General features: G+C 40.6%; 14 protein-coding genes. 4 read left to right on the top strand and 10 right to left on the bottom strand.

The window, feature by feature from the left end:
- Positions 1–10: 10 nt before the first annotated feature.
- A complete protein-coding gene (locus P6709_RS00345) occupies positions 11–457 on the bottom strand; it encodes a YlbF family regulator (protein ID WP_278238896.1) in 447 nt (148 codons plus the stop codon).
- A gap of 96 nt (positions 458–553) precedes the next feature.
- Positions 554–931, bottom strand: a complete 378-nt coding sequence (ylbD, locus tag P6709_RS00340) for a spore coat protein YlbD (protein ID WP_278238895.1) — start codon at positions 929–931, stop codon at positions 554–556.
- A 108-nt stretch (positions 932–1,039) separates the two neighbouring features.
- On the opposite strand from ylbD, the gene P6709_RS00335 reads away from it, so the two are divergent.
- On the top strand, positions 1,040–1,525 hold the full coding sequence (locus tag P6709_RS00335; protein ID WP_278238894.1) for a PaaI family thioesterase: 486 nt from the start codon (positions 1,040–1,042) through the stop codon (positions 1,523–1,525).
- Between the two features lie 88 nt (positions 1,526–1,613).
- Here the strand turns inward: P6709_RS00335 and P6709_RS00330 are convergent, their stop codons facing one another.
- Positions 1,614–2,687 carry a CAP domain-containing protein gene (locus P6709_RS00330; protein WP_278238893.1) on the bottom strand — a complete coding sequence of 358 codons (1,074 nt, stop codon included), beginning with the start codon at positions 2,685–2,687 and terminating at the stop codon, positions 1,614–1,616.
- Between the two features lie 215 nt (positions 2,688–2,902).
- Between P6709_RS00330 and P6709_RS00325 the strand changes: the two genes are divergently transcribed.
- Entirely contained in the window at positions 2,903–3,262 is a 360-nt protein-coding gene (locus tag P6709_RS00325) for a YugN family protein (protein ID WP_278238892.1), read from the top strand.
- Positions 3,263–3,451: 189 nt separating this feature from the next.
- A complete protein-coding gene (gene ytvI, locus P6709_RS00320; protein WP_336618983.1) occupies positions 3,452–4,501 on the top strand; it encodes a sporulation integral membrane protein YtvI in 1,050 nt (349 codons plus the stop codon).
- 295 nt (positions 4,502–4,796) lie between these two features.
- Here ytvI and P6709_RS00315 read toward each other — a convergent pair whose 3' ends face one another.
- The 7 genes from P6709_RS00315 to cyoE form a co-directional block, all read right to left on the bottom strand.
- Complete coding sequence (locus P6709_RS00315; RefSeq protein WP_278238890.1) at positions 4,797–5,258, bottom strand: DUF420 domain-containing protein; 462 nt, start codon at positions 5,256–5,258, stop codon at positions 4,797–4,799.
- A gap of 36 nt (positions 5,259–5,294) precedes the next feature.
- On the bottom strand, positions 5,295–6,203 hold the full coding sequence (ctaG, locus tag P6709_RS00310; RefSeq protein ID WP_278238889.1) for a cytochrome c oxidase assembly factor CtaG: 909 nt from the start codon (positions 6,201–6,203) through the stop codon (positions 5,295–5,297).
- Positions 6,204–6,377: 174 nt separating this feature from the next.
- Positions 6,378–6,710 (bottom strand): cytochrome c oxidase subunit IVB, encoded by a 333-nt coding sequence (gene ctaF / locus P6709_RS00305; protein WP_041057235.1) that lies wholly within the window; start codon positions 6,708–6,710, stop codon positions 6,378–6,380.
- A gap of 3 nt (positions 6,711–6,713) precedes the next feature.
- The gene (locus P6709_RS00300) at positions 6,714–7,343 is read right to left on the bottom strand and encodes a cytochrome (ubi)quinol oxidase subunit III (RefSeq protein ID WP_278238888.1); all 630 of its coding nucleotides are present in this window, start codon (positions 7,341–7,343) and stop codon (positions 6,714–6,716) included.
- Positions 7,343–9,232, bottom strand: a complete 1,890-nt coding sequence (ctaD, locus tag P6709_RS00295; RefSeq protein WP_278238887.1) for a cytochrome c oxidase subunit I — start codon at positions 9,230–9,232, stop codon at positions 7,343–7,345. Before ctaD ends, P6709_RS00300 begins: the two co-directional genes overlap by 1 nt.
- Positions 9,233–9,269: 37 nt before the next feature.
- On the bottom strand, positions 9,270–10,382 hold the full coding sequence (gene coxB / locus P6709_RS00290; RefSeq protein ID WP_278238886.1) for a cytochrome c oxidase subunit II: 1,113 nt from the start codon (positions 10,380–10,382) through the stop codon (positions 9,270–9,272).
- 91 nt (positions 10,383–10,473) lie between these two features.
- Positions 10,474–11,388 (bottom strand): heme o synthase, encoded by a 915-nt coding sequence (gene cyoE, locus P6709_RS00285; RefSeq protein ID WP_278238885.1) that lies wholly within the window; start codon positions 11,386–11,388, stop codon positions 10,474–10,476.
- Between the two features lie 425 nt (positions 11,389–11,813).
- On the opposite strand from cyoE, the gene P6709_RS00280 reads away from it, so the two are divergent.
- Positions 11,814–12,692, top strand: a complete 879-nt coding sequence (locus P6709_RS00280) for a COX15/CtaA family protein (RefSeq protein WP_278239774.1) — start codon at positions 11,814–11,816, stop codon at positions 12,690–12,692.
- The last annotated feature ends 172 nt before the right edge of the window (positions 12,693–12,864 follow it).

The raw sequence follows: 12,864 nt of genomic DNA, 5'->3' as shown, positions 1-12,864 counted from the left end.
TTAATATGAATTATGCGGAACAGGAGCAGCCCCCGCCGGATCCACAGCCCCCGCTGCAGCTTGATCCGGAATCGAAAAACGCGTTTCCGGTAGGGATTTTTACGTGTTCGGATACAGAATACCCGATAATTTTACTTACTTCATCCAAAAGACTTTGCACTTTGTTTTCTGCAATCCTAAACTCCGCAACGTTAGTATCCATATCCATTTCTCTTTTTCGTTCCCTGATTTCTTTCATCACTCTCGAGTAATCGGGATGATATCTTCCAAAACGCTGAACTTCCTCATAAAGTTCCTTAAGTTTAGCAAAGCGGTTTATTTTATCCATTGATTCATCAGCCCCACGCAGCTGCTTATATTTAGTTAAATAATTTTGAATGTCCTCTGAAAACAAAATCATTCTGCTTAACTCATCTGCTGAATCCAGCAATTCAATTCCTTCTATGGTAGCAAACATCCTTCCACCTCCGTGAATGTATTTTATCACGAAAGGATAAAAGTTGAAAATTTTTCTTTCTGTTCTCAGCTGAAGTCTGTGTTATGCTATGCAGTTCTATTTCCAGTATGTCATATAGGATTCATTTTTAGTACCGGATGAAGGTCCGCCTTTTTTTGACGCCTGGGATTGAAACTGGGACAGCAGTCCTGACACCATTTCCAAAGCATCCTTGCACTGCTCTACATACTGCTCGATTTGATCATCGTCCAGAGATTGCAGCTTATTTTTAATTGAATGAATCCATTGCTTGGATGGAGCAGATTCGGAGCTGTCGTTGTCTGCTTTCCACCTCTTATCATCTTCGCCAAACAAATACCACTCTTCAAATAAGTCCTGCCAGGTGCTTTCTTTCTTGCGTACTTTTTGTATAATATGCGGATTCTTCACCAGAAAAGATTTAAATTCCTGCAGACGTTTTTCCCGTTCTTCCATCAAGACCGCTCTCCTCTCCGTAATTGGGACTCTGACCCGTTGTTAGGTCACCTCTATGCTTTATGATATGATAAGTACGATACATTGGTTAAGGAGGAGCAAGAGTTAATGAAAGAGGATTTACAGCAATTAACAAATAAAATATTGACTGACGGTACTCAGGAAGACCTTACCGTTCTTAAACAGATTCTTACAGGATTGAATGATAAAATTAACAAAAAACACACCTCCTACACAAGTGCTCTGCTGAATATGAAAAGGAATGTGGACTCGGATTCATGTACCGTTAAAATTCCTGTTTCAAGTACCTTGCATAATTCTTTAGGGATTGTACATGGGGGTATGTCTGCTACTTTATTAGACACAGCGATGGGAGCGCTTGCGAATCAGTTAGCTCCCGAAGGCATGGGTGCAGTAACAAGCCAGCTCAATGTGCACTTTGTACAGGCGATAGCCGGTGAAGAAATGACTGCAACTGCCTGCATTCTTCATAAGGGACGCAAAACGATGGTTCTCGAAGCGTCTATTATGAATCCTGATGGCAAAATAGCCGCACATGGCACCGGGTCTTTTTATTTAATTGAAATGAAGTAAATTTTTTCTATTTAAAAAAGCTGCCAAATTACCCAAAAAAGGCAATGTGGCAGCTTTTGCGCGTTTGCAGTTTTATTATAAACGCGGTTTACTCTTCTTCTGATTTCTCATCCGAATCGTACTTAATAAAATCCTGTGTGAAAAATAGATAATAGACACCGGCACCAAGATGAGTAAATTCCTCTTTAAGCATTGTATCCCGATGCCCCTCTGAATTCATCCAGGCATGAAGAACTGAAAAAGAATGTGTAAAGTTTGATGCACTGTTTTCAGAGGCTTCATCAAAGGCTTCTACTCCTTCTGAAAGCCTTTGTTGAAGTGTTCCCTGAGGTGAATCATTTGTAAGCAAAGAATCATCATAAAGCAATCTGCTTTGTTCTTTCGCAACTTTGGCTAATTGAAAATCAGGATCGAGCTGGCTGATCCCCCTCTGTTCACGAATGACATTCGTCATATCAAATATTTGCTGTTCAGCTGCAGAATCAATTTCACTCTGATTATCCTGTTCAACCGGGACGGCTGGCAGATCTCCTCTATATACCAGTTCATAAGGTCTCTGTTCGAGAAGAGTTTCCTTGTCCATAAAATAAACAGCTAATATATTTCCACTAAAACGATCTACAAAAAGCTGGCCGAACATATCACCAAATGGGACGAGCAGGCGGGTATGAAGATCCTGTTCACTAAGCTCAAATTGGTACGTCCCATTATCGTCTTCAACGATAATTTCACTGGTTATCATCGTGAACCGATAAATTTCCTCCAAAGGCTGTCCTATTTTAAATGGAGAAAGGTCAATATTCTCACCGAGCACATAAATGGCCTTTACTGTCTCGTTTTTAACAGCAACCTGAATATATGCCCCAGCTCCCCCCTGATAAATCAGCCATTCTAAATCGTAATATCCCGGATCTATGCGGTCCGGCTGCCCGTAGCTTGCGATAAATTCTTTAAGAGGTTTGCCTATATAAACGGAGATTCCGGTTTTTGGACGTGTTAAGCCATCCGAAAGATCAGTAGGTACGTTCGCAGCGCTATCATCCTTAGATAATTTTACAGGCTCATTTTGAAGAAGTTCATTTTCCTGTATGGAAGGACCGCTGTAAAAGCCGATTAAAAATATGACGACAAGAACCACCAGTATTCTTAAAAATACTTTCATTCCTGTACCTCCTTTCTTAATCTTCTTTCTTTAATTATACACACACGATGTTTGAATGTGTAGAATGTTTCATTTTCGAGATATTTCAAGAAATCGCCACAAAAAGCGTGATTTTCATAAGAGACATAATTGCAACTTGGTTTTCTTTCGACTATTATAAAATGAGACAACATTTTTTTTACTTTAAGTAAGGAATTACAGGAGGGAAATTTTCCATGCGCTTTGAAAATACTGGCTTAGAAACATTGCTTATTGAACTGGATCGACTGGATGAAATCATGAGAAATCATGGCTTAATTCGTGCAGGTCAATGGGATTGGGAAAGAGTTACATACGACCGCAAGTTTGAAATTCGTGAAGGTACATTTTATCTGCGTATATTCGGCTATACTGAAGACGGAGATGTTGGCGCGCACGATGCTGATATCAAATTAATGACCCCGCTTTTAGGCAAGCATTACTATCCTCATGGTGTTGAATATGGAGAAGGCGAGGAATTTCCAGAGCACCTTGTTCAAACTTGTGAGAAAATACTTGTTGCTGTTTATCAGGAACTTTCTTTAATCACTGAATAATAACTATAAAAGAGCCAGTAACGATTGGCTCTTTTATTAAATTTATTGGATTCATCCTCTCCCCATGAAGCTGCTGCTAAACAGCCTCATTCACTGGCTGCACCCAGCTGCGGGTGAATTTATTCCATCGTTTCATTTATTATCATTTACTTGAACTAAATACTGGAAAGGGGTCCTACATTGTCAAAAGTGTTTACGAAACGAAATGGGTATATTTTATCCCTTTTGATAATTGCCATACTCGTTATTTACTTTATATTACCAGTGTCGGTCCCATTAATAATGGCCCTCATTACAGCACTGATTTTGGAACCAATAGTGAAATTCCTTCAAAATCAGTTAAAGATCAAAAGAAAATGGTCCGTAGGGGCTGTGTTTATTCTGTTTATTGCCTCGATCGGAATACTGTTATATTTTTCCATTACGCGTCTTGTCGGTCAAGCTATTCAATTTGTTGAAAACTTACCGGATTATGTCAACGAATTAACAGAGTGGTGGGGAGAATTTGAAGCCGACCTGACAGTGGCTTTTGCTAGAGTTCCAACAGAGGTTCTCGATCAGTTAAGCGCAGAAATGGAAAATTTTCTAACAGATTTCAGAACCAGTATTACAGGTTTTATCAATGCTGAAACGGTTACGGGTGCTGTCACCAACATTCCTGAATATCTTGTAAGCTTTATTGTTTATTTAATTGCTCTATTTTTAATTATGATCGATCTGCCAAGAATCAGATCTGGTATTTACACCCATTTAAAAGAGCGGACAGCGGAAAAAGTCAGATTCATGACCGCCAGGCTTTCAAAAGTTATTTGGGGATTTGCAAAAGCTCAATTCCTAGTCAGCTTGCTGATATTAGCAGGATCTTTAATCGGCTTATGGATCATTGCACCGGAAGTTGCTTTAATTATGTCTCTTGTTATATGGATTATCGATCTTATTCCAATTATTGGCTCCATAGCAATATTAGGTCCCTGGGCAATTTTCCAGCTGATAACAGGAGATATCGAGCAAGGGATACAGCTTGCTGTGCTGGCAACCCTGCTTCTTCTTATCAGAAGGGTCGTAGAGCCTAAAGTTATGGGAAGCCATATCGGGCTTTCGCCGCTTGCCACACTCGTCGCAATGTTTATCGGACTTAAACTTTTTGGTCTTTTAGGCTTTATAATTGGACCTCTAGTGTTAATCATTTTCAATTCATCTAAAGAAGCAGGCATTATTAAGGTAAACTTTAAATTTTAGTGATTGCGCTGCATAATGATTAAAAAAACTCACTTTCTAATCTGAAAGTGAGTTTTTATCTTTAAATTGAATGAGTTTGGGACAAAACTCAAAAAAGCTTAAATAATGAGTAAGTCTTTATCAATCGTGTGAAGTGAGCGGAGCGGCAGGGTGGCCACTCCTGCAGAATGTGGAGGTTGCTTTAGGCCCTGAAGGCTAATCAGCGCCGTCCCTGAGAAAAGCGTCCTCCTGAAGCGCAAGCGACCCGGCCAAATAGCTGGAGACGCTTTTGTCTCAGGCTCCTTTAAATTGAAGACTATGAGCCAAGAATTGCTTTAATGACCGAAGTTGTTTCCCCGCCATCATACAATATATAAAGAAGTGAATAGACCATAACACCTGTTGTTGCGGTAAAAAACCAGATTACAGAAGTAATGGGCCCGATTTTTCTATGTTTTTTTATTCTGTTTTTATAGCCGAGCCAGATTGTTACTAGTCCGAATACTGCTCCGGTTGTAGCCAGGATAATATGAAAAACGAGAAAAATTGTGTAGTAGATTTTAATATCGTCCGGACCGCCAAAAGCAGTATTTCCGACAAAAATGGTGCGGCTGACGTAAATAATAAAAAATGTAAGTGCAGCCACAGCAGCTGCAAACATTGTTTTTTTGTGGGCTTCTACTCTTCCTTTAACTACAAGGATCCAGCCTGCTGCAACTAATATAGCACTGAGCACAATAAAAATCGTGCTCAGTGTTGGCAATAAAGGTAAACTCATCTGCAATATCCTCTTTCCCTTTAAATAATCATAAAGTTAAACTTCTTCTGTTTTGTAATAAGAAGCGTTTAGCAAATCACCCTCATCTTTTTCACGTCGGTACCATTCAAAGAATACCTGGGCTAGAACGACTCCATATACAATCTCCTGTATGATTTTCATTACAACGCCGCCTGTCTGCTGATCGTCTAAAGGAGGCATATTGCTGAAAAGCTCAGGTCCTGTTAATCCGAGTGAAGCAAGACTTTGCAAAGTTCCTGCCGGCACACACAGCGCCATCGCCTCAAGCCATGCTCCCCCATTATAAAACGTTTCGTACATTGGGGCGTCTGCAAAAATAATCAGCGCACAGGCGGGAGTCAGTAAAATCCCATCTGCGAAAATATATCCAATCTTTTTAAGACCACTCAGTCGGTATTCATCCTCCACCTGATTGACCAGTGGCCACCACATAAAGAAAGCCAATGACAATAACACCGCAGTATATCCGGCATGTAATACCTCATCCACTTTAATGGTATCAAATACTAATGGAATATGATAAAAGGAAAACACACCATTAAATAAGATGAGCGCTATAATTGGCAGTGTAAAAAATCTGAATACAGGTCTGACAAATCGATTCCGAATGACAGCCTTCCACATATAGCTTGGAACTGCCACGATAAATAATGGCGGGATCAGTAGATAAAAGATCCCCATTTGAATCATATGGACCGAAAACATAATATGTGCAAGCAAATCAATTGGAGAACCTTTCACGATATACGTGATCGTTATGGCTGTCAGGAACAATACTATTTGTTTCCTTGTTAAAGGCTCACTGTCTTTAAAGCGGTGTCTCCATTTAGTTGCCAGCAAGAAAAACAGCACCGTTAGCACAATCATACTGATGAGAAAATAGGGACTCCATAATGCCTGGAAGCCAAAGATCTCTATTGACATCTGGCACCTTCCTTTCATTAATAACGTACTTAACTTTAATTATATCGGTGACCATGTTTTACTTCAACGCCCTTACATGACAAAGTCTTGACAATCTCACTCTGCCCTAAGCAGATAAGGGTCCATAAAAGGTAAAAAAGACTGTTGAGCACATGCTCAACAGTCTTTTACTGTTTACCACCAGACAATGGTTAAAAAGGTAAGGATGGTGATAAATGCGACTAGCGCACCTGAGTATAAAAATAACGCAGCAGCGCCATGGCCTTTATGGCTCATGTGCATAAAATAATACAGCTGAAGAACTACTTGAAGTGCTGCCAATGCAAGCAGAACCGGATATACGAATGTTTTGTCGAACCCAGCCAGCACCATAATAAAAGCAATAAGAGTAACAAAAATCATTAATGCGAACGATGTAACATGTTTGCGCATTTCCTCTGCTGCTTTTTTACGTCTGTACTCATAGTTCACTTTCGGGTTCGCTGAAGTTGATTGTTGAGTCGCCATCAGTTATCCCACCATTCCCATTAAGTATACAACCGTGAAGATAAATACCCAAACAACGTCAATAAAATGCCAGTAAAGTGATGCTACAAAGAATTTTGGAGCGTTGTATAAGTTTAAACCACGATTGGTATTCCGTATAAGCAAAAGCAAAAACCATCCGAGTCCAACAACTACGTGAGCCCCGTGAAAGCCAACCAGAGTGTAAAACGCTGATCCAAATGCACTGCTGGTAAACGTATGCTCAAATGCATGTACATAGTGGTAAAACTCGTAAATTTCAAATCCAAGAAACGCTAATCCCAAGCCTACAGTAATGATCAACCATGTTTTCATTTTTTGGAAATTATAGTTTTTCATATGATACATGGCATAAACACTTGTCAATGAAGATGTTAAAAGCAGCATTGTCATAATAAACACGAGCGGCAATTCGAACATATCAATCGCGAGCGCATGATCATCACTAGGAACTTTGTCTTTTAACGCAAGATACGTTGCAAATAAAGATGCGAACAAGACGGTCTCGCCACCAAGAAATAACCAAAAACCTAGAAATTTATTTTTACCTTCAAGGGTCGTTTTCTCAGGGGATTCCGGCCATGTTCTGCTTGTAAACTTTTGTTCAGCGTCCATTAGTCCCTGCCCCCCTCATCGTCATTTAACAAATCTTCCTTATGAATATGGTACCCATGGTCATCCTTCAGTGAACGAACAGCCATAGAACCTATTGTGATCAGCATACCAATAATTAAAACCGGTATTGCCCAGACAAAGCTTTCACCGTCTGATGCCCTCCAGTCCACTTGGTACATGGCTCCAAATGCTGCGATAAATAATCCAAGAGACATAACAAACGGTATAAATGAATTGTTTGGCATGTGGATGTCTCCGACCGGTTCAGCAGGAGTCATTTTTGTGTTGCCTTCCATTTTTTCAATCCAGTATGGATCAAGTCCGCGTACTAATGGAAGCTGTTTAAAGTTGTAAAATGGCGGTGGAGAAGCAATTGCCCACTCTAATGTACGGCCGTCTCCCCATGGATCATTACCAACTCTTACATTTTTGATTTGCGTAATAATAATATTGTACACAAGCACCAGTACAGCGACAGCCATAAATACTGCACCTATCGTACTGATTAAATTGAACAGGTTAAGCCCCTGTCCGTCAAGAAATTTCCAGATACGTCTAGGCATCCCCATTAATCCAAGGAAATGCTGAACAAAGAACGTAGCATGGAACCCGATTAAGAATAGCCAGAACGTTATTTTACCTAGAAATTCATTCAGCATGGTTCCAAACATTTTTGGCCAGTAAAAGTGAGTTCCTGCAAGCAGTCCTAATACTACTCCCCCAACAATTACATAATGGAAGTGAGCTACAACAAAATACGTATCATGGTATTGATAATCAGCTGCTGCTGATGCGAGCATAACGCCTGTTACGCCGCCTGCTGTAAAGGAAGGTATAAAAGCCACTGCATACAGCATAGGTGTTGTAAAGACAATGCTTCCTCCCCACATGGTCAGCATCCAGTTGAAAATCTTTACTCCTGTTGGAACTGCAATTGCCATCGTAGCAACAGCAAAGATCGCGTTTGCAGTTGGTCCAAGACCAACAGTAAACATGTGGTGAGCCCAGACCATGAATCCTAAAAATCCGATAAGTACGGTAGCAAAAACCATTGCTGCATACCCAAAAAGACGTTTTCTTGAGAATGTAGCAAAGATTTCAGAGAAAATACCAAATGCCGGAAGAATCAGAATGTACACTTCAGGATGTCCAAAAATCCAGAATAAATGCTCCCAGATAATCGTATTTCCTCCCATTGATACATCAAAGAAATTCGCTCCAAACATACGGTCGAACATCATAAGGAAGAGCCCGACAGTTAATGGTGGAAACGCAAACAGGATTAGAGCCGATGCTACAAACGTAGACCATGTAAACAACGGCATACGCATGTAAGTCATACCAGGTGCTCTCATATTAATAATGGTTACCAGAAAGTTAATCCCTGCAATAAGGGTACCTGCTCCTGATATCTGAAGCCCCAGTACATAAAAGTCAATTCCATGGCCTTCAGAAGTTATGGACAGAGATGCATAAGATGTCCATCCGGCATCAGGTGCACCACCTAAAAACCATGACAGGTTAAGGAAAATTCCTCCGAAGAAAAACAGCCAGAACCCCAAAGAATTTAAGAATGGAAAAGCTACATCACGTGCTCCGATTTGCAAAGGAACAACGGCGTTCATAAAAGCAAATAATAATGGCATGGCTGCAAGAAAGATCATCGTCGTTCCATGCATCGTTAAGATTTCATTGTAAAGTCCTGCACTGACAAAGTTATTGTCAGGAACAGCCAATTGTATCCGTATGATCATGGCTTCTATACCGCCGACCAGAAAGAAGAAACCTCCGGATGCTAGATAAAGGATCGCAATCTTCTTGTGGTCGACCGTTGTGAGATAATCCCACAGGACTGCCAGGAATCCTTGTTTTTGTGCAACGGTACTCACTCATTAAACCTCCCTTGTTCAATCTCCAAGTAATTCATTACTCTGTATAAACTTTTAAACTCATTAAGTACTCAGTTAAAGCGTCCAGATCTTCATCAGATAAATCGTCTTCATTATAAGCACCCATTGTGTTTCCGGGCTTTAACTTATCTGCATTTCGAATCCAGTTTTTAATATTTTCTTCTCTTGAGTCTTCACCATCTCTGTTATCGAGAATGCCGGCCACATAAGAACGTTCCCCAAATGTTGCAAGGTTTGGTCCTTGAGAGGTGCCAGCTCCTGAAGTTGGTGAAACAGCGTGACACTGTATGCAAGCTTGACCATCCGGGCCAAAGACCTCTTCCCCTCGGGCTATGGCATCATTTGCAGGCTCGCTTTCTTCTTCTCCTGCTTCCTGCATAGCAGCGACCCACTCGTCAAAGTCTTCGCTTGAGAGTGTCTGAACTTTAAAGTCCATTAACGCATGGGAAGGTCCGCATAGCTCAGCGCACTTGCCGTAAAACAGATTATCCACCTGTTCGGCACTCCCGCTGTCAAAGTTCAGATAAAACGTGTTCATATTATCTACATTCGTATCGATCTTTCCTCCGACTGCCGGAATCCAGAATGAGTGCTTTACATCAGAAGCAATTACGTTAAAGTAAACGTTTTGATCAGTTGGAACGACTAAATCCTGAGCCGTAACAATCCCCTGGTCAGGATAATTAAATTCCCACCAGTAAAGATTTGCCCTGACATCCACAACTAACGCGGTTCTGTTTCCTTCCTCGTCCACTTCTTCCATTTCAGCCGTGTCTGCCAAAGCAAACGTAACAGCTACTGTTGGCACCGCTAACACTAAAACTAAAATGATCGGAATAACCGTCCACAGAATTTCAAGTGTATGGCTTCCTTCCACTTGTTTAGGAATAACGTCTTCTCCGACTTTTGAACGCCGGAATTTAGTAATGGCAATGGAGTATACGATGGATACAACGATAATAACGACAACCATCACAACTGCACTAAGCACCATTAGGTTATATTGCCTTTGAGCCACTTCACCTGCCGGCTGAAGCGCAGACAAAAACGGCTCTCCACAGCCGGACAGAATAAACGCTAAAGCCGCAATCATCGGCAGAAGCCGCCATTTCTTTAGCCCTTTTTTCATAGCTTCATTAAACCCCTCTTTCGTTTAAATAATAGTAAGTATGGAGAACAAAATCTATATGGATTTCTTATAAAGAAAGAATTCCTGAACATCAAATGAACGTAATAATAACCATTCCCACAAAGAGAATTGTTAAATAGTTCAAAGAATACACAAACATTAAGGTTGCCCATTTATGATCCTTTTTCATGCGATACCCTGAAATTGAAAGCGCTAACCAGCCGGCATTTAAAAGTGTTGCCAGTGTCAGAAATACAGGGCCCAGTGAAGGCATAAGAAACGGCAGTGGAAATAACGCGATGATCCACACCAGCATGTGATTCTTAGTTGCTGCGAAGCCTTTTACGACAGGCAGCATAGGAATATTCGCAGCGCGATATTCTTCTACTCTTCTCATGGCAATTGCATAAAAATGAGGCATCTGCCAAACAAAAATGATTAAAAACAGTGCAAGCGGCATCATGCCGAGACCAGGATCCACAGCTGACCACCCGATTAACGGGGGAACAGCACCCGATATACTGCCTACAATGGTATTGCTGACATATCTTCTTTTAGACCACATCGTGTACAGCACGACATAACTAAATACACCAATTAATCCAATTACACCCGCTGTAAAGGTTGTCATAAAGAGCATAATCTGCCCTATTGCGATTAAACCAAGTCCCAGCACCAGGACACGCGAGGGCTGAACTCTCCCGGTTACAGTTGGGCGGTTTTTCGTCCGTTCCATCAAATGGTCGATATCCCTGTCTATATAATTGTTAATACTGCACGAGCCGGCAACAATTAATGAGGAACCGATCATGGTTAAAAAAATGATATCTAATGAACCGAGGAAGTGGGCATTGGTAAAATATAATGCCAGCCACAATCCAGTAAACGTGGTGATAAAATTAGAATTTACAATCCCAATTTTTATAAGAGCGAGGAAATCTTTCCAAGCAGTTGTTCCAGAAAAATCTGCCTCTTTCACAGCCGACACAACTCGACTATTTGACACATTTTCCCCTCCTCTCCATACTTGCTAATACATTTTACTACATCTACTATAAAGGATAGCGAATCTGATTTCTATATTTAAAATGAAATTCAGATAACTTGTCGCATTCAGAATTTAGATAAATGTAACAATTCCTTCACATCTAATAGAAGCTTTTTTATAATACCACATCATTATGTTATCCTTAAATAATATTTGATATTAAATTGCGATTGTGAAAATATTTTGTCGCTTAGTTTGACTAAACTGTGTCACTTTTAAAAAAGGGTACCATCCTCCATAAATCTGTACCATAATGGAAGAGATGTATGTTGAAATCATTGTAACCCTATAAAAATAAATTAATTCTTACTATTACTATTAAGAAGGTGAACTACTTGCAGTCGAAGTCTTTAAAGTTTTTAGCCGTGTTAACGACTATTGTTATGCTCCTGGTTTTACTCGGAGGAGCTTTAGTTACCAAAACAGATTCAGGAGCAGGCTGCGGCCAGTCCTTTCCGTTATGTCATGGACAAATCATTCCGGATGAACTCCTTTTTGAAACGATCGTTGAACTTTCCCACAGAGTTGTATCTGCAACAGCAGGAATGCTTGTATTGATTTTGTCTATATGGTCCTGGCGTGCAATCGGCCACAAAAGAGAAACCAACTTTCTCGCAGTTCTTGCTTTCTTCTTTTTAATGCTTCAGGCTTTGCTTGGGGCAGGTGCTGTTGTGTGGGGTCATTCTGATCTCATTCTGGCTTTGCATTTCGGTATTTCCCTCATATCTTTTGCTTCTGTTTTACTGCTCACACTCCTTATTTTTGAAGTGGACAAAAAATTTGAAGCTGAAAGAATCGTTATTGATAAGCGAATCCGCTATCATACGTATGGAGTCATGACATATATTTTTCTAGTTGTTTATTCCGGTGCTTTTGTCCGCCATACAAACTCAAGTCTAGCCTGCCCTGATTGGCCGATGTGCGTGAACAGTCAATGGGCCTCTCTTCCTCTTAATTCGTCACAATGGTTTCAGATGGGGCACAGATTTGCAGCAGGGTTGATTTTTATCTGGATTGCTTATATTGCATGGATGGCCTTTCGGAATTACAAACATCAAAAAGTCATTTATTACGGCTGGATGATCGCTTTCGGCCTTGTATCTGCGCAAGTGATAACAGGAGCACTGGTTGTTGTTACCAGACTTAATTTAGTATTGGCATTAATGCACGCACTTATAATCTCTTTATTATTCGGACTGCTCAGTTACTTCCTGCTGCTTATGTCAAGAGCGAAGGTGAATTCTAAAAAGCAGGACGAATAAATGAGTAATTCAAACCTGTAACATACTAGTGGTGCAATTCGGTTTTTGCTGAATTTCTCCTAAAAAACGAGCCTGAGACAAATGTGTCTCAGGCTCTTTGACAGGTTCATTTTGCTTCAGGCAGACGCTTTTCTCAAGCCTCCGTCATATTCAGCAGGAGTCACCGGCTTCC

This window comes from Jeotgalibacillus sp. ET6 (genome assembly GCF_029667115.1).
In the GTDB taxonomy this organism is placed as follows: Bacteria; Bacillota; Bacilli; order Bacillales; family Jeotgalibacillaceae; genus Jeotgalibacillus.
This window is presented reverse-complemented; position numbering and strand designations above follow the sequence as displayed.